Genomic DNA, 23,844 nt, shown 5'->3' with positions numbered 1-23,844 from the left:
GCGGTTAGCGCGGTTGAGTGTCGAATCAGTAATACCGAGTCGCCTGCTTCGCGAGCAAGCCCGCTCCCACATTGGATCCTCGCCAAGTTTTGGTATTCGATGATCCACTGTACAAAAAACCCGGCCGAAGCCGGGTTTTAGGTCAACCGATCACTGCATCCAGGGCGGAGGCGGTTCTTCGGCTTTGCTCGGTGGCGCGTCGTCCGCTGCGCGGATCGCTTGCTTGCGCTCTTCATCGAGACGGGCCGCCTCGATCTCGCGCATGATCCCGCCGACGTCCGCCAGCTCTTCCGGCTCGTCGAACTCGCCGGTCAACACACTGGCCGGGTGCAAGGTGCCGGCTTCATACAACGCCCACATTTCCTTGGCGTACTTGGTGCGTTTCAACTCCGGTGCAAAGCGACCGAAGTAGGACGCCATGTTGCCCACGTCCCGTTCCAGCATGTTGAACGCGTGGTTGTTGCCCGCCGCATCCACCGCTTGAGGCAAGTCGATGATGACCGGGCCGGCTGGCGTCAGCAGCACGTTGAACTCGGACAGGTCACCGTGCACCAGACCGGTACACAGCATCAGCACGATCTGCGAAATCAGAAACGCGTGATATTCGCGTGCCTGGTCCGGCTCCAGCACCACGTCGTTCAGACGCGGCGCGGCATCGCCGTACTCGTCGGCCACCAGCTCCATCAGCAGCACGCCTTCGAGGAAGTCATACGGCTTGGGGACTCGCACACCGGCACCGGCCAGGCGGAACAACGCCGCCACTTCGGCATTCTGCCAGGCGTCTTCGGTTTCTTTCTTGCCGAACTTGGAGCCCTTGGCCATCGCTCGAGCCTGTCGGCTGTTGCGCACCTTACGGCCTTCCTGATACTCGGCCGCCTGACGAAAACTGCGTTTATTCGCCTCCTTGTAGACCTTGGCACAACGCAGCTCGTTGCCGCAGCGCACCACATAAACAGCTGCTTCTTTACCACTCATGAGTGGGCGCAGCACCTCGTCGACCAGACCGTCCTCGATCAGGGGTTCAATGCGTTTTGGAGTCTTCATCAGCTTTTATTGTGGGTCCTTTATTACCAAACACGCGAAAGTCATTCGTTATACGGCAATCCACTCATTCGCGGGAGGGGTTGCCGACCTATGAACGTTCCCATGAACATCAAGAAGCACACAATGTGCCGGATTAATCAGACACAACTCATCGACCGCTCAAGATCATAGCTGAGCCTGCGCCACTTGTTGACGAAGGGCTACAAGGGCATTTGCGACAGAATCTGACACGTAGATCCCTACCCTTCGCCGGATTTTTCTCAACAGGCCTCAATTTCCACGTTCCTCAGCCGAAGTCATTAGAGAGAAAAGGAATTGTCCGACAATCGCCCCGACAATGATAACGAGGGCGCACTCAAGGATCGGGGTATCTAACGTTTTCGGCTGCCAATAATCCGCGAGTCATCTGCACTGCGTGGGCCTACAAGAAAAAACTGGAGCGCGGATGAACATTAAACAGAAGTTGACCTGGGCGTTTGCAATCATCGCCTGCTTGCCCGTGGTGCTGGTCGCCACCCTCGTGGTGCTGAACTTGCGCAGCGATGCCAAGGATAATTTTGTCGATGGCAGCGGCCGCGAGATTCGTCAGGTCAGCAATGCCATGCAACTGTTCTTTGACGGCATCAGCCAGAACGTCGATTACCTGGCCACCCAACCGCTGATCAAGAACTCCGACGACAGCCTCAAGACCTACATGAGCGCCAACGCCGAGAGTATTCCCCAAGGCGAGTCGGACAAAAAGGTTTTCGCCCTCCTTCAGGACCTGGGCAACAGCCACCCGGCCTACGCCTACGCCATCCTCGGTACGGCGGCGGGCGGTTACGTGTCCTGGCCGGACGATGCGAAGCTGAGCAATTACGATCCGCGCCAGCGCCCGTGGTACAAAGCCGCGCAGGCCAAACCCGGCAAACCGTTTCGCACCGAGGCCTATTACTGGGCTCAGGATGACGCGACTTACGTCAGCACCGTGCGCACCATCGACAACAAACTGGGCACCAACGGCGGCGTGGTCAGCATTGATGTGACGCTCAAACAGCTCACCGAAATCGTCAAACAGATCAAACTCGGCGAAACCGGCTACCTGATGCTGGTGGAAAACACTGGCACAGTACTGGTCGATCCGAAGCAACCAGCAAACAACTTCAAAGCCCTGACCAGTCTCGGCGACGGTTACGCGCAACTGGCCAAGGCCGGCAAAGGCCTGGTAGAAGTCGAGCTCAATGGCGAGCGTTACATGGCCAACGTCTGGCCGTCGGAACAACTGGGCTGGACCTTTATCGGCCTGATCAAGCAAACCGACGTGATGAGCTCGGCCACTCAACTGACCTGGCTGATCGCGATCATCGCGGCGGTACTGGCGGTGTTCTTCGCCATCGTCGGCGCCAGTTTCGCCAGCCTGATCGTGCGGCCGATCCGCAGCGTGGCCAGTGGTCTGGAAGGCATCGCCCAAGGTGAAGGCGACCTGACCAAGAACCTGCAAATCCGTGGCAGCGACGAAACGGCTCAATTGGCCAACTGGTTCAACCAGTTTCTGACGGCGATTCGCAATTTGATTCAGAGCATCGGCGGCGCCGCGACCAAGATCCTCGCCACCTCCCAGAGCTCGACGCAGGTGTCCAGCGACATGGCCGAAGCCGCCGGGCGCCAGCGTGAAGCGGTGGACATGGTGTCCACGGCGTTCCACGAAATGGTCGCCACCGCCAACGAAGTCGCACGCTCCTGCAGCCAGGCCGCCGAGTCGGCCGACAGCGGCCAGCGCCAGGCGCGCGAAGGTCAGCAGCAGATCGATGCCGCAGTGAGCAGTGTTGATCGCTTGAGCCAGGAAATCGAACAGTCGGCGCAATCGATGCAACAGCTTGAGCGCGATAGCAACGACATTCAGTCGATCCTCGGGACCATTCGTTCCATCGCTGAACAGACCAACCTGCTGGCCCTGAACGCCGCCATCGAAGCGGCCCGGGCCGGTGAACAGGGTCGTGGTTTTGCGGTAGTGGCGGATGAAGTTCGCGCCCTGGCCAAACGGACGGCCGATTCCACGGCGGAAATCGACGGGCTGCTGGGCAACCTGGCCAAGCGCACCAGCCAGGTGACGCAGCAGATGCATGCGAGCCTGGAAGTGTCGCAGCAATCGGTGACCCGCATCGGCGAAGCGCGCAGCAGCTTCGGGCAAATTCGTGAATCGGTGGATGTGATTCGCGACATGAACACTCAAATCGCCACGGCGGCGGAGCAACAGCATCAAGTGGCGGAAGACATCAATCGCCACATCAGCCAGATTCATGGCGATGCGCAGTTGGTGGCGGAACTTGCGAACTCGGCGCGACTGGACTCGCAGAGCCTGGCTGGGTTGTCGAATGAGCTGGATGGGTTGGTTCGACGGTTCAGGACCTGATATCCAAGAACACCGCAGATCCAGTGTGGGAGCGGGCTTGCTCGCGAAAGCGGACTATCAGCCAACAGAGATGTTGAATCTGATGGCCTCTTCGCGAGCAAGCCCGCTCCCACATTGGTCCGGTGGTGTTACTGCCTGAACAGCTCCCCCGGGGTAAACCCGAACAACCCCTTGAACGCCGCAATAAACGCCGACGTCGAGTCATACCCGCAAGACAGCGCGGCATTGGTCACGCTGTTCCCCTCCTCCAGCAAACTCAGCGACGACAGCAGCCGTATGCGCTGGCGCCAACCGCGGAAGCTCAACCCGGTTTCACGCTGGAACAAGCGCATCAAGGTTTTCTCCGACGTGCCCAAACGCTCGGCCCATTCTTGTAAGGTCGCATTGCGCTCAGGGCTGTCGATCAGCTCGTTGCATAAACCCAGCAAACGTTCATGCCGGGGCAGCGGCAGGGAAAACCCCACCTCAGGCAGACTCGCCAACTGATCCAGCAGCACGCCCACCAATCGCGCTTCCTGGCTGTCGCCCTGTGGATATTCCACCGGTAACAAACAAAAACGCTTGATCAGCTCCCGCGCCAATGGTGTGACTTCCAGCACCCGGCAACGCCCCTCCGCCCATTGGCAGTCCTCGCGGCGCACGTACAGGCTGCGCATCTCGGCACGCATCGACGTCACGACCTGATGCTCGAGATCCGCCGGAATCCAGATCCCCCACTGTGGCGGCGCAAAGAAACTGCCTTCGGCGGTATGCACACCAAGAACGCCGCTGATGGCGTAGGAAAACTGCACCCAATCGTGACGATGAGGCGACGTCCACGAACCGGCGTTCAGACTTTCCGCTCGTGCATACACCGGACGCGGCAACGCCGTCAGTGCCGGGATGGTGCGTTCGAGGGAAAGTTGTCCGTTAGTCGGCATTGATTGGCCTTATGTCGCAAGACGGCTGATGGAGCCGACGTTAGGCTAAGTCATCAATTCTTACAAACGTATTCGGTGCCGGTATGCATGCCTTCAAACACCTCAAACGCGTGGTCACCGACTGGTTCTTGTGCGGCATGCTGATCGCCACGCTGCTGGCGTATGTCTTCCCGACTTTCGGTGCTATTGGCGGCGGGATGCACGCGGAGTACGTGATCAACGTCGGCGTGTTTCTGGTGTTCTTCCTCCATGGGGTCAACCTCTCCAGTGAGCAAATCAGCCACGGGCTGAAAAACTGGAAGCTGCACGTGATGGTTCAAGCCTTCACCTTTGCGGTGTTTCCGTTGATCTGGCTGCTGAGCGACAAATTGCTGGGCTCGCACCTTCCATCGCTGCTGATGCTCGGCTTCCTCTACCTCTGCGCCCTGCCTTCGACCATTTCCTCGTCCGTGGCCCTGACCGGTAGCGCGGGCGGCAACGTACCAGCAGCAATTCTCAATGCGAGCTTGTCCAGCGTACTGGGGATTTTTCTGACACCGTTACTGGTGAGTTTCGTGGTCGGCAGCGGCGCGGGTGGCATTGATCTGGGCTCAACCCTGCTCGATTTATGCGCCATGCTGCTATTGCCGCTGGTGCTCGGGCAATTGCTGCGGCCGTTACTGGGCAAGTTTTTCGCTCGGCACAAGCGCTACACCAACATCACCGACAAACTGGTGATCCTGCTGCTGGTGTACGCGGCGTTCTGCAACTCGATGGTGTCGGGGATGTGGCAGCAACAGGGCAACAGCGTGATTCTGACTGCGCTGTTGGGCAGTGCGATGTTGCTGGCAATCATCCTGTGGATGACCACCCGCACCGCTCGCGCGCTGAAGTTCAGCCCCGCCGATGAGATTGCCGCGGTGTTCTGCGCCAGCAAGAAATCCCTGGCGGCCGGCGCACCGATGGCGGCGCTGATCTTCGGTGCCAACCCCGGCCTTGGCTTGATCCTGCTGCCGATCATGATCTATCACCCGTTGCAGCTGATCGTCTGCTCGGTGATGGCCGAGGGTTACGCCAACCGCAACCGGGAACTGGCCGCGCAGCAACGCGCGGCAGTGCTCAACCCCCAATAATCAGCAATCAGCAATCAGCGCTCGATAATTGCCGTCACGCCCTGACCGCCCGCGGCGCAGATCGAGATCAACCCTCGGCCCTTGCCGGCCGCGTCCAGCAGCTTCGCCAGGTTGGCGACGATGCGCGCACCGGTGGCGGCAAACGGATGCCCGGCGGCCAGTGAGCTGCCCTTGACGTTGAGCCGGCTGCGGTCGATGGAGCCCAACGGTGCGTCGAGCCCAAGGCGGGTTTTGCAGAACGCCGGATCTTCCCAGGCCTTCAACGTACACAGCACTTGCGCGGCGAACGCTTCGTGGATTTCGTAGTAATCGAAGTCCTGCAAGGTCAGGCCATTGCGCGCCAGTAACCGCGGCACGGCATAAGCCGGCGCCATCAGCAGGCCTTCGGCGCCATTGACGAAATCCACCGCCGCCGCTTCGCCGTCACGCCAATAGGCGAGGATCGGCAAGCCGCGCTCTTTCGCCCATTCTTCACTGCCCAGCAGCACCACCGACGCGCCATCGGTGAGTGGCGTGGAGTTGCCCGCGGTCAGGGTGCCCTTGGCGCTTTTCTCGAAGGCCGGTTTCAATGAGGCCAGTTTTTCCAGGGTCAGGTCCGGGCGCAGGTTGTTGTCCCGGGTCAGGCCGAGGAACGGCGTCATCAAATCGTTGTGCCAACCTTCGGCGTAGGACGCGGCCAGCTTCTGATGGCTTTGCTGGGTCAGCTGATCCTGCTCGTCACGCGGGATGCTCCAGGTTTGGGCCATCATTTCACAGTGTTCGCCCATCGACCGGCCGGTGCGCGGCTCGCCGATGCTTGGAAAGTCGGGCATCAAGTGGCGGGGGCGCAGTTGCAGGAAGGTTTTCAGTTTGTCGGCGGTGCTTCGGGCGCGGTTGGCTTGCAGGAGGATCTTGCGCAGGCTTTCGTTGACCCCGATCGGTACGTCCGAGGCAGTGTCGACGCCGCCGGCAATGCCACATTCGATCTGACCCAGGGCGATTTTGTTCGCCACCAACAACGTCGCCTCCAGCCCCGTGCCGCAGGCTTGCTGGATGTCATAGGCCGGCGTCATCGGCGACAACCGCGAGCCAAGCACGCATTCGCGGGTCAGGCCGTAATCACGCAAATACTTGAGCAGCGCTCCAGCCGCCACTTCACCCATGCGCACACCGTGCAGGTTATAGCGCTCGATCAGGCCTTCCAGCGCTGCGGTGAACATCGCCTGGTTACTGGCAGTGGCGTACGGCCCGTTGGACCGGGCAAAGGGAATACGGTTACCACCGATAATCGCGACGCGGCGCAGCTGAGTCATGAAAAAGCTCCTTTTAATCAACTATGAACACCAAACCCTGTGGGAGCGGGCTTGCTCGCGAAGGGGCCGGCCCATTCAACATCTCCGTTGACTGACACACCGCTTTCGCGAGCAAGCCCGCTCCCACAGGGGGCTGCATTTCCTGAAAGTCCTGCTAAACCCAATCCCAAACCAACCTGCAATGTTCAAGCGTAGGCCGTATCTCGTGGATCGAACGACTAATTGCCATTCCTGGTCCACACTTTTAACCCCAGCTGCTGGAGCGTGATCCATGTCTGATCGCTATATCGACTTCGCCAATTCGTCCATCGGCCATCGTGTGGTCGGTGCCCTGGGTCTGCCGTCACCGGTACGACTGGAACGCTGGCAAGCAGGCCGGTTGCGGCCTATCGAGGGGGCGCTGTTGATTGGCGGTGGCCCGTTGGCGGAAAAAGTCAGCACCCTCGCCAACCGCCTGACCGACACGATTTACAGCTACGGCACCGATCCGACCCTGGCCAGCGCGTGGATTCCCGGCCACGGCCAGAAACTCAAAGCCGTGGTGTACGACGCCAGTGATCTGGTGCAGGTCGATCAGCTGAAACAGTTGCGCGAGTTCTTCCAGCCGCTGATGAAAAACCTCGATCATCATGCGCACCTGGTAATTCTTGGCCGGGCGCCGGAGACCTTGAGCGACCCGTTCGCCGCCAGTGCCCAACGCGCCCTGGAAGGTTTCAGCCGTTCGCTGGCCAAGGAACTGCGCAGCGGCGGCACGTTGCAGCTGATCTATGTCGGCGAAGGTGCCGAAGATCAACTGGAAGGCCCATTGCGGTTTTTCCTCTCGCCCAAAAGCGCGTTCATTTCCGGACAAGTCATTCGCTTGAAGGCGTGTGACGCGCAGGTGATGGACTGGAGTCGCCCCTTGTCAGGGCGCAAGGCTCTGGTGACGGGCGCGGCGCGCGGCATCGGCGCTTCGATCGCCGAAACCCTGGCCCGCGACGGTGCCGAGGTGATCCTGCTCGACGTGCCACCGGCCAAAGCCGATCTCGAAGCCCTGGCCGCACGCCTCGGCGGGCGCGGCATCACGCTGGATATCTGCGCCGAAGACGCCGCCACACAGCTGATCGAACACTTGCCCGACGGCATCGACATCGTGATCCACAACGCAGGCATCACCCGGGACAAAACCCTGGCCAACATGACCCCGGAATTCTGGGACGCGGTGCTGGCGGTCAACCTCAACGCGCCGCAAGTACTGACCAAGGCGTTGCTCGACAGCGGCACCTTGCGCGACAACGGCCGAGTGATCCTGCTGGCGTCCATCAGCGGCATCGCCGGCAATCGCGGGCAAACCAACTACGCCGCGAGCAAGGCCGGGTTGATCGGTCTGGCCCAGGCCTGGGCGCCGCTGCTGAGTGAACGCGGCATCAGCATCAATGCCGTGGCGCCAGGGTTCATCGAAACCCAAATGACTGCACACCTGCCCTTCGGCGTGCGCGAAGCCGGGCGGCGCATGAGTTCATTGGGCCAGGGCGGCCTGCCGCAAGACGTCGCCGAAGCCGTGGCCTGGCTGGCGCAACCGGGCACCGGAGCGTTTACCGGGCAAGCGTTGCGCGTCTGCGGGCAAAGCGTTTTGGGAGCCTGACCATGACCACCGACTGGCACACTCTCCATAGCGAACCGGGCCTGCAAACGCTGTATGTGAAGGCGGCAACGCGCCGCAAAATCACCGGCACCACGCTGCCCGACTTGGGTTATCACTGCTGGGTCAATGTCGATCCGAAACGCCTGGAGGCTTATCGAAAAGTCTGTGGTTTCGCCGACAACGGGCTGCTACCACCGACGTATCCACACATCCTGGCGTTTGCCTTGCAGATGCAATTGCTTACCGCCAAAGCGTTTCCGTTCCCGCTGTTGGGGCTGATTCACTTGAGCAATCGCATCCGCGTATTGCGCCCCATGGGCGGTGTGCACCGGGTGCGGGTCAGCGTGAACGTGCAGAACCTGCAACCTCATGCCAAGGGGGCGACGTTCGATTTGGTGACGACGCTCGACGATCAGTTGGGTGTGCTGTGGGAGGCGGAAAGCCAGATGCTCTGTCGCGGCGTCAAACTGGAAGGCGAGCCTGTGGAGGAAGCGTTTGCATCGACATTGTTGCTGACCGAAGTGGCCCACTGGAAAGCGCCTGCAGACATTGGCCGCCGATACGCCAAGGTGTCCGGCGACTACAACCCGATCCACCTGAGTGCGATCAGCGCGAAGCTCTTCGGTTTCCCTAGCGCCATCGCCCATGGCCTGTGGAACAAGGCACGTACGCTGGCAGCCCTGAGCGATCATTTGCCGACGGCCAACGTCGAGATTGCGGTGCAGTTCAGGAAACCGGTGCGCCTTCCCAGTGAAGTGACGCTGATGTCCAGTGCGGCAGGGGCCAGCGGGGATTTTCAGTTAATGGGTACGGGGGAGATTGAGCATATGGTGGGGCAGTGGCGGCCTGTTGCCTGATTATCCGGTACATACGCGGCTCCACTGTCTGATCGTTCCCACGCTCTGCGTGGGAATGCAGCCCGGGACGCTCCGCGTCCCAAGAGCCGAACGCAGAGCGTCCGTAGAGGCGTTCCCACGCAGAGCGTGGGAACGATCAAAAATCCTCATACCGCTCTTCATCTGGGGATTGGCGAGGGGGCCGACTCAGGAACTGACCACCCCAGGAAACAAATTATTCAACGTCTCCAACAACCGCACGTGATAAATCGGCTTGCGAAACAAATCCAGCACCTGCAACCGCAACATATCACTCACATCATCCATATCCGCATGCCCCGACGTCACGATCACCGGTAAATGCTGACGAGCCGTATGCTCACGCAACCGCTTGATCAACGACATGCCACTCTCCTCCGGCATCCGCAAATCGGTAATCACCAGCGCAATATCAGGGTGACAAGTCAAATGATGAAGGGCGAGTTTGACCGACGTTGCCGTAAAACAAGTAAAGCCCTCGCCCTCGAGCAACTCCGCCAGTTCCAGCAACATATCCTCCTCATCGTCGACCAGAAGCAGCTGTTGGCGAAGGAGCGCTGGAGCGTTCATGGGTAACACCTGCAATGGACTAAGCCTTGACGTTAGAAGCCCTTTGCGGGATTGGCAAATGACTACCTATTGCCAGCCTTAAAATCAAAGCGCGGCTGAAATGGTGGTGAACATGGCGGTGACACTCGTCGCGATGGGTGTCGCAAATGCTGCCAGCGCAACGGCCACCATACCCGCAATAATCGCGTACTCGATACCCGAAGCACCTTCAGTGTCTTTGGCCAGACCTCTGTAAAAAACGAATTCGGATTTGATCTTCTGAATCACTTTAGTAAAGGGCATGACGTGTCTCCTATGACAGGAGGGTGTTGCACGGCCGCAACATGATTCCCCTATGCCAGCATCAGCATTGTCGGCAAACCCCAGACCAACAACTGTAAGAACCTATTAATACTTAAGTAGTAACCGGTTCACTGGCGTCATAAAACAGTGCTTTTGGCTTCAGTCCGTTACTTTTGTCAGATATTTACCGACCTGTAATGGCTTTTTGCTCTACCTGCGCTACCGTCAAATAGCGAAATAGTTCCATGTTCGTAGCTGCCTGATTGCGAAGTCATCTCGTTAGAACTCTTGGGGGGCGTTACGCAGCAGGAAAGGGAGAGCCGTCATGAACAGTCGCGTCACCATGGGCCTGGCCGGGCTGTTTCTGGTAGGCGCCATCATTGCCGGTTACTGGGGGCTGGCGTTGAGTCGCCAACCGGCACCCGAATCCGTCGCGCAATCCGGCACATCATCGGCCCCAATACTGGCACCGGCAGACGACCCGACTCGCCAGCCAGTGGTTGTTCTGCTGCGTGACATCGCACCGTTCGAGCAAATCAGCGCCGCCGACGTGACGCTGGAGAAACTCCGTACCGCCCCGGCCGGCAGCCTGTCCCGTCTCGATCAAGCCATTGGCCGTACGCCCTGGCGCACGCTGACTGCCGGCAGCTGGCTCAATGATGAAAGTTTCGAAGCCGGCGGTGCGCTGGCGCGAATGATCCGCCCCGATGAGCGTGCCCTCGCCGTGGCGGCGGATGACGTGGTCAATGTCGGTGGTCAGCTGAGCCCCGGCGACTATGTCGACGTCTTGCTGTTTCTACGCATGGACACCAACAACCTCCAGCAATCGGCCCAAGTGGTGATTCCGGCATTGCGGGTGCTTGGTGTCGGTGACCAGTTGGGGCTGATGAACGATGGCCTGCCTGCCCACCCGGCGCGCAGTCACGAGGAGCGACTCAAGCAAGACCAACTGCGCGCCAACGCTCGCACCGTTTTGCTTGCGGTCCCCGAACCCCTCTTGAGTCGCCTGATGCTCGCGGCTCAGGTCGGGGTTTTGCGCCTGGCCGTGCGCAGCGCCGAAGAAAAACGCCTGAACCAATACTGGGCCGGCAACCGCGATTCAAAGGCGAGCCTGGCCAGTGTCAATCGCGAACTGGTGCAGTTCAGTCAACTGGCCCTGGTCGGCACACCCAAACCCGCCACTGGCGGCGCAGCACCGCGCAAGTCGAGCGTGGAAGTCATCCGCGGCAATGAAGTCACCCAACAAACGCACTGAATCCAGCGAGGACGCTTCTCCATGCGCAGACGCTTCACGCGGTACTTCCTCGACAACGGCCACTTCGATAAACGCGGCGGATTATCGCTATGAGCCAACCCCAGAACCTGAGCCAGACGTTCCTCGCGATCACGCGCAACAGCACCGACTTCGAGTGGCTGCAAGGTGCGCTTGCCCCTTTGGGCCGGGTGATCAGCGCCGGTGGCGGCAACCTCGATGAACTCTTGACGCTGGTGGACGTGACCTTCGCCAGCCTGGTGTTCGTGGGTCTGGACCGGGAGCATGTGGTGGCCCAGAGCGCGTTGATCGAGGGTGCCCTGGAAGCCAAACCGATGCTGGCAATCGTTGCCTTGGGCGACGGCATGGACAACCAACTCGTGCTCAATGCCATGCGCGCCGGTGCGCGGGATTTCGTTTCTTACGGTTCACGTTCCAGTGAAGTTGCCGGGCTGGTGCGACGCCTGAGCAAACGCCTGCCGACCGTGACGCCGAATATGCAACAGAGTCAACAGGGTGGCCTGACCGTGCTTTACGGTGCGCAGAGCAATGCCGACGGCGCATTGCTCGCCAACCACCTGGCGCACGTGGTGCAAAAGAGCGGCCAGCAGACACTGTTGCTGGACCTGGGCCTGCCGCGTGGCGACAGCCTTGCGTTGCTGGGGCTGGAGAGCTCGTTTCATTTTGGCGATGCGTTGCGCCATCTGCGGCGTCTGGACGCGACACTGATCGACAGTGCCTTCACCACGTGTGACGCCGGGCTGCGGATTCTCGCCTACGCCAGCAACGACGAACCGCTGGAACAGACCAGTGCCGCCGAGCTGTACATGCTGCTCAGCGCCTTGCGTCAGCATTTCCAGCACATCGTGGTGAACCTCACTGGCCAGTCGGACAGCGAGGCGTTGCGTACCTTCGTCAGCCATTGCGACAAGTTGCTGTGGTACACCGATCAGAATGTGCTCGACTGCCGACGCAACCTTGAGGTGCTCGGCCGCTGGCGCGAAAAAGGCCTCAAGCTCGACCACGCCAGGTTGCTGGTGGACCGCTATCTGCGCAACGTCGCGCCAGACTCCGATACCTTGAGCAAAAGCTTTGGCATGGAGGTTATCGCGGTCCTTGCCTACAGCCCGGAAGTACGGCTCAACGCCAAGAATCAGGGGGTGAGCCTGTTCGAGCTGGCCCCGCGCGAAAACCTGACCCAAAGCCTGCGCGCCCTCGGCGAACGACTGGCCAAACGCTCCGAAGACCTGGACAAACCCAAGGCTGGCTGGTTCGACCGATTGAGGGGCGCGCCATGAGCGGGGAAAAACTTTTCGGCGCCCCCTCCCACGGGCCGGCCGGCAATACCGACCACGAAGGCCTGAAACTGGTGCTGCACCGCTACATCATCGACGCCATCGAAGAGTCCGGAAAAAACCTGCTGGAAGGTTCGCGGCAAATGCTGTCGCAGTTCGTCATCGACAAAGTCGCCGAGTACATCGCTCGTCTGCACCTGGCGATTTCCCGTTATGAGATGGAGCGACTGGCCGAAGAAATTGTCGACGAGCTCACCGGTTTCGGCCCCCTGGAGGTGTTGCTGCGTGATTCGACGGTGACCGAAATTCTGGTCAACGGCCCGCACCGGGTGTTCGTCGAACGCGAGGGTGTGTTGCACCTCAGTGACCTGCGATTCATCGACGACCACCACGTCGAACGGGTGATGCAACGGATTCTCGCGCCCCTGGGCCGACGGCTCGACGAGTCTTCACCGATGGTCGATGCGCGTTTGCCCGATGGCAGCCGGGTCAATGCAATCATCCCGCCCATTGCCCTCGATGGCCCGTGCCTGTCGATTCGAAAATTCCGCAAGGACATGCTCAAAAGCTCCGATCTGATGGCGATGCAAACCATCGATCAGGCGATCTTTGAGTTTATTCAGGAGGCCGTGGGCAAGCGCTGCAACATCCTTGTCAGCGGCGGTACCGGCACCGGCAAGACCACGTTGCTGAACATTCTCAGCCAGTTGATCGCCCCTCACGAACGCCTGGTCACCATCGAAGACGTCGCCGAGCTGCAACTGGGCCATCCTCACGTGGTACGCCTGGAAACCCGACCGCCGAATGCCGAAGGCCACGGCGAAGTGAAGGCCAGCGATCTGATTCGCAACGCGCTGCGGATGCGCCCGGACAGGATCATCCTCGGCGAGATTCGCGGTGTCGAAGTGGTCGACGTGCTCACCGCGATGAACACCGGGCATGACGGTTCCATGAGCACCGTGCACGCCAACAACGCCCAGGATGCGCTATTGCGCCTGGAGACCCTGGTGGGCCTGACCGGCCGCACCATCGCTGAGCGCACGCTGCGGCAAATGATCTGTGCCGCGCTGGACGTGGTGATCCAGTTGACGCGCCTGCCCGATGGCCGCCGCTGCGTCAGCGAAGTGGTGGAGGTCGTGGGTATTCGTGATGACGTGTATGTGACCAATACGCTATTCAAGTTTGATCGACGCACCGGTTTCGGTTTTCTGCGCGAGGCGGTCAACCCCGCCGGCGAAAAGCTGCGTCGCGAATCGGCGCTCTCTCCCTTATCGCACTAAGGATCACGGCATGCTCAAACCGGCGCTGCTCATCCTGATTTGCCTGACGTTGCTGGGTTTGTCGATCCGTTTGTTCTACAACGGCCTGCGCCAGACCGGCATCGATCGAACCCTCGGTCGCTTGATGCAGGGACAACCGCAACTGGCGGTGGCGAAATCATCCTGGGCTGGTCTGGAACGGGCCTTTCTACGCGCCGGCCTCGGTCGTCCCACCGAGCGCCTGAGGTTGTGGCTGTTGCTCTGGGCCGTGGGCATTTTGCTCGGGTTTGCCCTCGCCAGCTGGATCGGTTTGCTGGCGTTGTTGCTGATGCCACCTCTGGCTCTGCGGCTGTACATCAGTTGGTGCTATCAGCGCCGGCTCAAGCGCATGATCGAACAACTGCCGCCGTTGCTTGATCACACCGTGCGCAGTCTGAAGTCCGGACGCACCCTGGCCGATGCGGTGCTGGTCGCCATCGACGCCGCCGAAGACCCACTGAAAAACGCCATGGGCCGGGTTCAGCGCAATGTGCACCTGGGCGTCAGCCTGCCTGACGCTGTCACGGACTTCGCCGAACTGTACGAGAAAGACGAGTTTCGATTGTTTGCGCTGGGCCTGAAGGTCAATCACCGCTACGGCGGTAATGCCAGTGAGCTGTTTGAGAACCTGATCAAAATGGTCCGTGAACGCGACCAGGCTGCGCGCCAACTGCGCGCCATGACGGGCGAAACCCGCATCACGGCGATGGTGCTGGCCCTGATGCCTGTGGGGCTCGCCGGCTACTTCTTGCTGTCCAATCCGAAGTACCTGCTCGCCATGTGGAACAGCAGCTCGGGGCAAATGATGCTCGCGACCGCGTTTGGCCTGCAGGTGGTGGGTTGCCTGGCGCTGTGGCGCATGTTGCGCAGCGTATGAAAATAGCCCTGCTGATCAGCGCACTGTTGTTTCTGGCGGCCACGCTGTTGCTGCTCAGTGGGCTGCTGGACCAACATCGGCGGGCTCGTCAAGTGGCTCAACGACTGGACGGCAAACCGCTGAACGACCATCGCGTCAGTCACTGGTTGCAAGCGCTGGGCAACAGCCGTATCGGTCAACGCTCGGTCAAACTGGACAACGAAACCCAAATATTGCTCAACCGCCTCGGCTGGCGCAGCGCCCGGCAACGCTCGCTGTTCGCCGCCTGCCAGATCGGCATACCGGTGCTTGCGTTGGTCCTGAGTCTGTTGATCCAGAGCGTGTTCTTCCCGCAGGTGAACAACCACTGGATCACCCCGGCTTTCGCCACCGCCCTCGGTTATTTGCTGCCCAAACGCTTGCTGGCCGCCGCCGCGTCCCGTCGGCAAAGACAACTGGCGATCGAGATTTCGACCTTCATTCCGCTGCTGCGCATCCTGTTCGAATCCGGCATGGCGGTGGAGCAGTCGCTGCGAGTACTGAGCATCGAAGGCAAACAATTACTGCCGGCCCTGACCCATGAGCTGCGCCTGATACTGACCCGGGTCGATTCCGGACTGGAGCTGGGCGAAGAACTGAACAAGGCCACCCAGTTACTGGCGGTGGACGAATTCACCGACACCTGCGTGATACTTCAGCAATTGATCCACCAGGGCGGCGGCGCCATGAAATCACTGCTGGGGCTCAAAATGCTGCTCGATGACCGGCGCCTGACACGCTTGCAGGAATACATCTCCAAGATGTCCGCGAAAATGTCTGTGGTGATGATGTTGTTTCTGTTCCCGGCGCTGCTGATCGTACTGGCTGGCCCCAGCTTCAGCGCATTGGCCCGGGCCTTTCATCATTGAAAGGCACAGCGACGATCCCGTAGGAGCGACCTGTGGCGAGCGAGCTTGCTCGCGCTGGGCTGCGTAGCGGCCCCAAAATCTCTGATGTACCAAAGATCTTGTGAGTGCTGCGCACTCAAGCGGGAGCAAGCTCCCTCGCCACAGTTCGCGTCTACAGGGGATTAGCTGTGTGGCGCAGGTTTTGGTACGGAAACGTTATCCAGCATCCGGTTCACCGCCAGTTCTGCCAGCATGACGATCTGTTGAATCGCCATCGCCGTGTGCCGGTGCGGCCCTTCCAGATACCCCGCAAAATCACTCGCCATCACACTGGCCTGGGCCAACGATTCACAGGTGTGGGCCAACAGGTCTTCGTCTTTGATATCCGGCGCAACCATGTACATCGTGCTCGGTTTGCGGGCCACGGGGGCTTTGAGGGCAGAGGGGTTGAGGTAGTGGTCGAGCGCGCGGTTAGCGGCGTCGTGGAATTTTTTGGAATCGAGGGATTCGTAGGGGGAAACGTTGTCGGTTTCTGGGGGATTTGGGGTTGCTTTGAACATGATTACACCTCTGGGATGAAATGGAGCCACTTCCAAATTGCCGCGATGCAATTTGGGGTGGCAGCTGTACGCGGGTTCGCGGACCGATCCCAGAGGCATATCTCGGCATACCCGAAGGTATCCCGCGCACAGACGCCATGACACGAAACGACAGACACCCAAAAGTGTTGTTGTTCGGTGGAGCGATTATGCCTCAAGAATCGAGCCGCGACGCCCGGACGCTGAATTGTCAGCGACGGCCAAAGGCTAGAGACGCAGCGTCCGACGGGCAACCTGAAAAACATGTGGGAAGGTTCTGATGTTTTTACCGATCTATAAACATAGTTGCCTGTGAGGCAGCCATCGCGGGCAAGCCCGCTCCCACAGGGTCGGCGTACATCCGGGGGAAATTGGTCGGCTGTCAAACCGCACTTGAAAGGCCAATGGCGATCTCGTAGGAGCGAGGCTTGCCCGCGAAGGTGGCCTGACAGCCAACCAATCTCTTGCAGTTGCACACGATTCAATTGTGGGAGCGGGCTTGCTCGCGAAAGCGGCGTGTCAGTCGACATCAATGTTGAATGTCGGACCGCCTTCGCGGGCAAGCCTCGCTCCTACAAGTGGGTTGGCGTATGTCTGAGAGAGATTGGTCGGCTGCCAGGCCGCCAAGATCAAAAGATCGCAGCCTTCGGCAGCTCCTACATGGGCTGTGTACACCCGCCATGGATTGGTCGGCTGTCAGGCCGCCTTCGCGAGCAAGCCCGCTCCCACAGTTGATCAGCGTACTCGACTAGTGCGCAGTAAGCCGCCGCACACCAGCATTACCAGGCGACAACGCCAACGCCACTTGCGTGCGATTATGCATATGCGTCAACCGCAACACCTGCGACACATAAAGCTTCACCGTGTTCTCGGTAATCCCCAACTCACAGGCGATCTGATAATTGGTCTGCCCCTTGCCCACCAACCGCGCCACCTCCAGCTGCCGCGGCGACAGCTGATTGAAAACCGCCGGCATCTCCACCCGCTCCGCCTCACTGAATGCACCGCCAGCCGAATCCGACAAAGGCACAGGGGACGGCCCCCGACGAACCTTGTCCAGATCCTGATACAGCTCGTCGATCGACTCACAAAGGTAATGCAGCTTCTGACTCAAATGCCCCAACTGCAGGTTTTTCTGCCGCTCCTGCAACACCACTTCCTGGCGCTGCAAACCTTCGAGCAACTCATCCAGATCAATCGGTTTCTGATAGTAGTCAGCGAACCCGGCGCGCAAGGCCTTGATCACGTCCTGCTTGTCGGCGCGACCGGTGAGCATGATCGCCTCGAATGCCCGGTGTTTGCCGGACAACTGTTGCAGTGCCTGGACGAGTTGAATGCCATCCATGTCAGGCATCTGCAAATCACAGAGCACCAGGCCGATATCCTCGTACTCAGTGAAACGCTCGATCGCCTGCTTGCCGGACTGACAAGGAACACAGCGATAACCATTGCGCTCGATGAACTCGCACAGTTCTTCGACAACCAATGGTTCGTCATCGACCACAAGGACTTTTATTGCCGAGATACGCTTGTTCACGTGTCACTCCAGGCTTGATCGTTCCTGTACCCACTTCCGAAGGCTGTACAACAACTGTTTTGAAAGTAGACGCACTTTCCAACTATGTACATAGAACGAGTATTGCCCGGCGACTAATGCAGCCAGACCAGAGTAAGCAACATGCCCACCAATACGAACGGCGCAAAGGGCTGCTTTTTTGACGTTCCAGGCCCCAGGTAACGAAGTCGATCCCTAAGCCCCTGCCCCATATACAGCCAGAGTCTTGGCGCCAACAGCAGCCAGAACGCACTGGCCAATCCGGCGCCGATGAAGCCGCCGAGCAGGTGCATACCGTCCGTCGCAAGGCCCAGCGTCGCCATCAGTTTCACGTCGCCCGCCCCAAGACGTTTCAATGCATAACCGGGCAAGGTGAAGGCCAGTGCCAACAACAAAGCCCAGCCGCCCTGCACTGCCTCGGCCCCCAACCATGTGGTGCCCGTCCACAACAGATACGTCAGCGCCAATACACCCACGCCAAGGGTCAAGCCATTGGCGATGTGCCGCTCTCGGACATCCTGTGCTGCGCAGAGCGTCAGCCAGATAAGTAGGACAAAGTTCTGCATCCGGTAATAAACGTCCGTTTTGGCTGAATGATTCTATGCTGATACTACGTCGTGATGGTCAGGGTAGACGCACTCATGAAAACAGGCCTCCCCCGCAAACAAAAAGGTGCCGTGGCGATTGAATTCGCCTTGGTGTTCATCATCTTTTTCGCCGTGTTTTATGGTCTGGTCAGTTACAGCCTGCCGCTGTTGCTGATGCAATCGTTCAATCAATCGACGGCCGAAGCGGTGCGCCGCAGTGTGGCGCTAGACCCGAGCACCGCCAATTACGACACCGCCGTCAGAAACATAGCGACCACCGAACTGACCCGGCAACTGGCCTGGATTCCCGCAGCGCTGAACTTCAATGTGGCCACCGACGCCAGTGCCACCTATATCGGTGGCGTGCTGACGGTCACCATCAATTACCCCACCAGTAAACTGAATCAGGTGCTGCCGTTCCTGGTGCTGCCGGGGATCGGCTCGGTGCCCAATCTGCCGGCGACCCTTACCGCCCGCTCGAGCCTGCAATTTTGAGTTCCGGGGACAAGCTCTTCGGGCGCCTGCTCAATCGCCAACCGCAGCAGCCCTCGATCAGTGCTGACCCTGCGAGCCCTCCGAGCGTGCAACGTGTCGGTTTGCAGCTGCATCTGGATGACGAAGGCCGAGTGACTCAGCTGACCGGCCCGCTGCGGCATCTGCTGGCGCAACAAATGCCCGGCGCACAGGCACCGCATCTGCTCGATTACCTCATGCCCCATAGCGGCCTGTCGGTCGAAGGCGCGCCCGCCGAGTGGCAGGGACAAAGCCTGGACCTGGATTTTTTCAGCCTCGGCGAACAACCGCTGCATCTGCGTGGCTGGGTGCAGCCGTTGGGCGAAAACTGGCTGTTGCAGTTGATCGACATCGGCGACCTGCTGCTCGAACGTCGACAAGCGCGCAGCCGTGAACAATGCCAGTTGCTCGCGGCGCAGGTCAGCGAACAGTTGCGCCTGTGCAGCCTGACGCGCTTGCCCGAGGTGCTGGCGGAGCAACTGCAAGGTCTGGCCCAGCGCTTTCAGATCCCCTGCATCGCCATGGCTTTGCTCGATGAACAGGCCGAGGGTTGGCTGATTCACCAGCATTACGCGGCCTTCGATGCGCCACTGTTGTGGGAAATCGATCAACGCCTGGGCACCGGTCTCGACAGTTTGAATGGCTCCGCCCCTCAGCAACTGATTCCCAGCGAACACCCGCGCCTGCAAGGCATCTTCGGCAATGCCGAAGGGTTCGCGGTGCCTTACCACAATGCCCTGGGCGTGGAGGCCTGGTTGCTCTGTGGTTTCTACCCGGTGCAACAGCGTGCCCCGGACCTGAGCGAACGCGACTGGTTGCAACTCACCGCCGCCCTGGCCGGCCCGCTGCTTGAACGCTTGCGCGAGCATCAGCACCATCTGCAACTGGAGCGGCTGGAGTCTCTGCAAGCCTTGCTCGGCACCGGCTGGTGGGAGGTCTTCAGCGACACCGCCGAGGTGCAATTGGCACCGTCGCTGGCAAGCATGCTGAACCTTGCGAGCACTCGTTTGCCGCTGCACGACTGGCTCGAACAGATCCACCCCGCCGACCGTGAAGAGCTGACGATTCGCCTGCAAACCTTGCAAGATGAAGGCGCGCCGTTGCTGCTGTGCGTACGCCTGCATCGCCCCGACGCGGCACAAACGCCGATCTGGTATCGACTGCAAGGTCAGGCCCTGGGCATCGGCAGAAACCGGCGGCTGGTGGGTTTCATGCTCGACATCAGCGACATCAAAAATCAGGAGCAGAACGCCGCTGCCGCCCATGCCCGGCTGGACAACCTGATTGCCAGTTCGCCGGCGGTGATCTACGTACAGCGCTATGTCGAAGGTGCGCTGCAACCGACATTTTTCAGCGACAGCCTGTTGCCGCTGCTCGGTTGGTCGCTTGCCGATTGCGCCGCCGGCGCGCTGGTGGAACGGGTCCACCCCGAGGACCGCGACGGCTATTTCGAGCGCACCCGGCAACTGCTGCGCGAAGGTTCGGTGCGTGCCCGTTATCGGCTACGCGACAGTCGCGGCGATTACCACTGGCTGCTCGACGAAGCCAAACTGCTGCGCGACGACCTCGGGCTCCCAGTGGAAGCCGTAGGGCTGTGGCTGGATGTCACCGAAGCGACCCTGGCCGCCGAGCAAGTAAAACAGAGTGAAGAGCGCTATCGGATCCTGGTGGAAGATTCCCCGGCGATGATTTGTCGCTATCTTCCAGACCTGACGTTGACCTTTGGCAACCGCCCGCTGGCGACCTATCTGGAATGCCAGCCCGAGAAGCTGCCGGGGGTGAACCTGGGCAGCTGGATGTCGCCGGAACAGCGCGAAGCATTCCTCCATCGGCTCAGTCGACTGAGCCCGGAGTTCCCGGTCAGTACTGCGGAAATCAACCTGCAACTGCCGGGACGGGAACACGCCTGGTGGGTCTGGTCGGATCGCGGGGTGTTCGACGAGCAGGGTCGCTTGCTGGAGATTCAAGCCGTGGGCCGTGACAACACCGAAGTCCGGCGTGCCCAGCAACAGCTCACCCAGAGCGCGAAAATGGCCACCCTCGGCGAAATGGCCACCGGGCTGGCCCATGAAATCAACCAGCCACTGAACGTGATGCGCATGGCCATCGTCAATCTGCTCAAGCGTCTGAGCAATGGTGATGCGCAAATCGATTACCTGACCGACAAGCTCAACCGCATCGACGCTCAAGTCCAGCGTGCCGCGCGGGTGGTGGATCACATGCGGGTATTCGGTCGGCGTTCGGAGATCGAGCAACACCCGTTCAATCCGGCTCAAGCCATCGAGGGCACGCTGTCTCTGCTGTCTGAAGGCATGCGTGGCAAAGGCGTCGAACTGCGGATCAGCGAGACCGGATTCGAGGTGCAGGTGCGCGGTTACGTCGATCAGCTGGAACAGGTGTTGATCAATCTGATGGTCAATGCAAGGGATGCGCTGCTGAGTAAGCGCGAGGCCGACCGGGAGTTCAAACCGTGGATTTCGGTGTATGCCGAACGCGATGAACACTCGGTGCGACTGTGGGTCGAGGATAACGGCGGCGGTATCGATCCACGGCTGCTGGAGCGGATTTTCGAACCGTTCTTCACCACCAAACCGGTGGGCATCGGCACCGGGCTCGGGTTGTCGGTGAGTTACGGCATCGTCGAAAACATGGGCGGTAAGTTGAGTGTAAGAAACTCGACCGAGGGCGCGCGGTTTTGTATCGAGTTGCCGATTGTCACAGGTGATCAGATCACCAGCGTCGCACGCCCCGAGTGACAACTGAGATTGGCGCCGACGTCGACCTTGTTCAAATCGATCCCCAGGCTTAACAGCAAGGTGTTGATCAAGCTGTCGAGCAACGGGCTAAGCACGCTGTTGATCGCGCTGACCAGCAAGGTAGTGACGCTGCTCAGGATCGTCCCCAGACCGCTGACGAGACTGCCCGACGGGCCATACATGTCCACGTGAATATTAAGCGGAGTATTGAGCAGACTGCTGACGATGCTGCTGGTGGTGAACGAGTAGTAGAACGGTGGCTGATTGATTTCCGGCAGGCTGCTGGCGGGTGGTGCGGAGTAAACGTGGGAAATGTTGGCGTTCGCCGCCACGCTGGTGTCGGCAACGATATCGATGCCGCCACCGACGCCGGGCACACGCGGATCGCAGGTGATGGGCAAGAACAGCAGCCTGCGACAGGTTTTGATCCCGATATCGATCACCTTCAACGGCTGCACCGTGACCGCTGGCGGCGTGGTGTTGCTGCCGAACATACTGGCCGCATCGATCCGGCCGATTTTCAGGTTCACCAGCGATGTACTGGTGTTGGTGGTCAGGGTTTTGTTGGTGTTACTGACGCAGCTGTAGGCCGTGACGTAACTGCTGGCGCTGGCGACCTCCAGCGCCACGTCGAGCCGTATTGGCCCCGGCAACAACTTGATGTCGGGTGTCTGGCAGGGCACGCCCAAGGCACAAGTCAGTGAATTGAGCACCGCCACCAGGTTGAGATTGAGCAACGCGTTGAGGGTGTTGGTCAGCGGTCCTGCCAGATCGGTTACCGCATTGACCAGCGCCACGATGGCGTCGAGTGCCGGCAAGTCGATCGACAGCAATGTGCGAACCTGCGCGGTTCTCACGTAGATCCGATTGGGGCCCAGTGGATCCAGCGCCGCGTTTTTCGGGTTGCCGATTGCCGAGAGTTGTGGCGGCTCCAGGACCTGCACTCGAGCCGTGATTTGCGCCAGCCCCGCCAGATTGATCGGTAGCGTCGCCACCAGACCGTTTTTCTTGTTGGCCAGTTGCACGATGCCTTCGATCAGGTTGAACACGCTCACGTTAGTCGCGAACGCCAACATGTTGCTGCCATTCTCGACGTGCAACAAATTGCCCAGCACCACGGTCGTGGAGCCTGCGGCAACCTTGAGTGCTTGCAGACCGACGATGGTCGCCGTCGCGCCGAGAGTGCCGCCGGGGTCCAGCACATTGACGGCCGTCTGGATCAACTGGCTGACGGCCACCGAAGTGCCCAACACCTGGCTATACCCGGCGGCGTTGAGGCCTAGGTCGACCTTTAATCGATCGAGGTAACCGAGCAGGCTGATGTTGGTGTTCAGCAACCCCTCCCAACCCGCCACGGAGAGGTTCAGATTGCCGCCCAACAAACCACCGAAAAGTCCATTGAGCGTGGCCGACTTGCTGGCATCGATACTCAGCACCGTACTGCGAATGGTCAGCGATGCCAGCGGAGGTGGCAACGCTGCGACGGCGGTCGCGGTCAGGTTGAGGGTCGCACCGGCTGGAGGACCGCCGAACAGGGCGCCGATGCCGCCGGCGACACTTTGCTGGATCGGATGGCTGACGCTCACCCGAATGGCTTCGCTGCTGCTCGGATCAGCCGTAAAAACCCGAAGATTATTGGCGTCCAGACTCAAGGTGCCACAGGCTACCGCCAAGCTGCGGGTGGAGTCAGGAAGGGAGAAGTCGTTGCGGTTTGCACTGGCGGTGGCATAGGCGGTAGCGGTGGCACCCACGGCGCAATCACCGTTACGCGTGGCAGCCTCCAGCGCGGCCATATCCGCCACCCGTTGCAAGCTGCGTTTTTCCAGGTACAGGCGGCTGCTATCGACCACGACCAGCAAGAACACCAAGGCCATGCCCAGGGTCAGCACTCCCATCAAACCGATCGCTCCCCGTTGCCGGGCCGGGCTACGAAACTGCAAGCAGGGAGACATGGCGCACTCCTTTGCCGGCGCACTGCCGAGGGCTACCTCCATTGGTGAGAAGCAGTGTAGACAAGGGTTGGCCAGATTGCTGGCAACTCGCCATCCAAGACAACAAAAACTCAATGTGGGAATGGGTTTATGTGGGAGCGGGGGGGGGGGGGGGGGGGGGGGGGGGGGGGGGGGGGGGGGGGGGGGGGGGGGGGGGGGTGGGGG

At 60.2% G+C, this 23,844-nt stretch carries 20 protein-coding genes and 1 pseudogene; 12 read left to right on the top strand and 9 right to left on the bottom strand.

Translation table 11 applies throughout. The features are described from left to right. Positions 1–150: 150 nt before the first annotated feature. Positions 151–1,044, bottom strand: coding sequence for a PA4780 family RIO1-like protein kinase (locus tag AC1RQB_RS26050; RefSeq protein WP_063341656.1), 894 nt, complete (start codon positions 1,042–1,044; stop codon positions 151–153). Between the two features lie 445 nt (positions 1,045–1,489). Here AC1RQB_RS26050 and AC1RQB_RS26045 point away from each other — a divergent pair. Together AC1RQB_RS26045 and AC1RQB_RS26040 are read left to right on the top strand one after the other, a co-directional pair. Beyond that, a pseudogene (locus AC1RQB_RS26045) lies at positions 1,490–2,578 on the top strand (cache domain-containing protein); the annotation flags it as partial. A gap of 90 nt (positions 2,579–2,668) precedes the next feature. Then, positions 2,669–3,436, top strand: a complete 768-nt coding sequence (locus AC1RQB_RS26040) for a methyl-accepting chemotaxis protein (protein ID WP_371858212.1) — start codon at positions 2,669–2,671, stop codon at positions 3,434–3,436. 128 nt (positions 3,437–3,564) lie between these two features. On the opposite strand, the gene AC1RQB_RS26035 is transcribed toward AC1RQB_RS26040, so the two are convergent. Further along, positions 3,565–4,356, bottom strand: a complete 792-nt coding sequence (locus AC1RQB_RS26035; protein ID WP_063341657.1) for an AraC family transcriptional regulator — start codon at positions 4,354–4,356, stop codon at positions 3,565–3,567. 83 nt (positions 4,357–4,439) lie between these two features. Here AC1RQB_RS26035 and AC1RQB_RS26030 point away from each other — a divergent pair, with 83 nt between their 5' ends. Then, positions 4,440–5,468 carry a bile acid:sodium symporter family protein gene (locus tag AC1RQB_RS26030; RefSeq protein WP_063341658.1) on the top strand — a complete coding sequence of 343 codons (1,029 nt, stop codon included), beginning with the start codon at positions 4,440–4,442 and terminating at the stop codon, positions 5,466–5,468. Between the two features lie 14 nt (positions 5,469–5,482). On the opposite strand, the gene AC1RQB_RS26025 is transcribed toward AC1RQB_RS26030, so the two are convergent. Beyond that, the gene (locus AC1RQB_RS26025; protein ID WP_063341659.1) at positions 5,483–6,760 is read right to left on the bottom strand and encodes an acetyl-CoA C-acetyltransferase; all 1,278 of its coding nucleotides are present in this window, start codon (positions 6,758–6,760) and stop codon (positions 5,483–5,485) included. Between the two features lie 271 nt (positions 6,761–7,031). Between AC1RQB_RS26025 and AC1RQB_RS26020 the strand changes: the two genes are divergently transcribed. After that, positions 7,032–8,384, top strand: a complete 1,353-nt coding sequence (locus AC1RQB_RS26020) for a 3-oxoacyl-ACP reductase (protein ID WP_063341660.1) — start codon at positions 7,032–7,034, stop codon at positions 8,382–8,384. Positions 8,385–8,386: 2 nt separating this feature from the next. Then, positions 8,387–9,241: a MaoC family dehydratase gene (locus tag AC1RQB_RS26015; protein WP_063341661.1), complete on the top strand. Its 855-nt coding sequence runs from the start codon at positions 8,387–8,389 to the stop codon at positions 9,239–9,241. A 186-nt stretch (positions 9,242–9,427) separates the two neighbouring features. Here AC1RQB_RS26015 and AC1RQB_RS26010 read toward each other — a convergent pair whose 3' ends face one another. Continuing rightward, positions 9,428–9,829, bottom strand: coding sequence for a response regulator (locus AC1RQB_RS26010; RefSeq protein WP_063341662.1), 402 nt, complete (start codon positions 9,827–9,829; stop codon positions 9,428–9,430). Between the two features lie 84 nt (positions 9,830–9,913). Further along, a complete protein-coding gene (locus AC1RQB_RS26005) occupies positions 9,914–10,111 on the bottom strand; it encodes a Flp family type IVb pilin (RefSeq protein ID WP_063341663.1) in 198 nt (65 codons plus the stop codon). A 325-nt stretch (positions 10,112–10,436) separates the two neighbouring features. Between AC1RQB_RS26005 and cpaB the strand changes: the two genes are divergently transcribed. From cpaB to AC1RQB_RS25980, 5 genes are all read left to right on the top strand, one after another. Continuing rightward, on the top strand, positions 10,437–11,366 hold the full coding sequence (gene cpaB, locus AC1RQB_RS26000; RefSeq protein ID WP_207267220.1) for a Flp pilus assembly protein CpaB: 930 nt from the start codon (positions 10,437–10,439) through the stop codon (positions 11,364–11,366). An 89-nt stretch (positions 11,367–11,455) separates the two neighbouring features. Continuing rightward, on the top strand, positions 11,456–12,661 hold the full coding sequence (locus AC1RQB_RS25995) for a CpaE/TadZ family protein (RefSeq protein ID WP_008069704.1): 1,206 nt from the start codon (positions 11,456–11,458) through the stop codon (positions 12,659–12,661). Next, positions 12,658–13,938: a TadA family conjugal transfer-associated ATPase gene (locus AC1RQB_RS25990; protein ID WP_063341664.1), complete on the top strand. Its 1,281-nt coding sequence runs from the start codon at positions 12,658–12,660 to the stop codon at positions 13,936–13,938. The genes AC1RQB_RS25995 and AC1RQB_RS25990 overlap by 4 nt, the downstream gene beginning before the upstream one ends. Before the next feature lie 10 nt (positions 13,939–13,948). Beyond that, positions 13,949–14,833 carry a type II secretion system F family protein gene (locus AC1RQB_RS25985; RefSeq protein ID WP_063341665.1) on the top strand — a complete coding sequence of 295 codons (885 nt, stop codon included), beginning with the start codon at positions 13,949–13,951 and terminating at the stop codon, positions 14,831–14,833. Then, positions 14,830–15,720, top strand: a complete 891-nt coding sequence (locus tag AC1RQB_RS25980) for a type II secretion system F family protein (protein WP_063341666.1) — start codon at positions 14,830–14,832, stop codon at positions 15,718–15,720. Before AC1RQB_RS25985 ends, AC1RQB_RS25980 begins: the two co-directional genes overlap by 4 nt. 161 nt (positions 15,721–15,881) lie before the next feature. On the opposite strand, the gene AC1RQB_RS25975 is transcribed toward AC1RQB_RS25980, so the two are convergent. The 3 genes from AC1RQB_RS25975 to AC1RQB_RS25965 form a co-directional block, all read right to left on the bottom strand. Next, complete coding sequence (locus tag AC1RQB_RS25975) at positions 15,882–16,259, bottom strand: DUF6124 family protein (protein ID WP_063341667.1); 378 nt, start codon at positions 16,257–16,259, stop codon at positions 15,882–15,884. A 766-nt stretch (positions 16,260–17,025) separates the two neighbouring features. Beyond that, positions 17,026–17,814, bottom strand: a complete 789-nt coding sequence (locus AC1RQB_RS25970) for a response regulator transcription factor (protein ID WP_063341668.1) — start codon at positions 17,812–17,814, stop codon at positions 17,026–17,028. Positions 17,815–17,927: 113 nt separating this feature from the next. After that, complete coding sequence (locus tag AC1RQB_RS25965) at positions 17,928–18,398, bottom strand: prepilin peptidase (protein WP_008069076.1); 471 nt, start codon at positions 18,396–18,398, stop codon at positions 17,928–17,930. Between the two features lie 75 nt (positions 18,399–18,473). On the opposite strand from AC1RQB_RS25965, the gene AC1RQB_RS25960 reads away from it, so the two are divergent. After that, positions 18,474–18,914, top strand: a complete 441-nt coding sequence (locus AC1RQB_RS25960; protein ID WP_007907464.1) for a TadE/TadG family type IV pilus assembly protein — start codon at positions 18,474–18,476, stop codon at positions 18,912–18,914. Continuing rightward, entirely contained in the window at positions 18,911–21,688 is a 2,778-nt protein-coding gene (locus tag AC1RQB_RS25955) for an ATP-binding protein (protein ID WP_063341669.1), read from the top strand. The genes AC1RQB_RS25960 and AC1RQB_RS25955 overlap by 4 nt, the downstream gene beginning before the upstream one ends. On the opposite strand, the gene AC1RQB_RS25950 is transcribed toward AC1RQB_RS25955, so the two are convergent. Next, positions 21,658–23,640, bottom strand: a complete 1,983-nt coding sequence (locus AC1RQB_RS25950) for a pilus assembly protein TadG-related protein (RefSeq protein ID WP_063341670.1) — start codon at positions 23,638–23,640, stop codon at positions 21,658–21,660. The two genes, AC1RQB_RS25955 and AC1RQB_RS25950, sit on opposite strands and share 31 nt — an antisense overlap. Positions 23,641–23,844 lie beyond the last annotated feature (204 nt).

Source organism: Pseudomonas sp. GW822-FHT02E03 (genome assembly GCF_058802325.1).
This window is presented reverse-complemented; position numbering and strand designations above follow the sequence as displayed.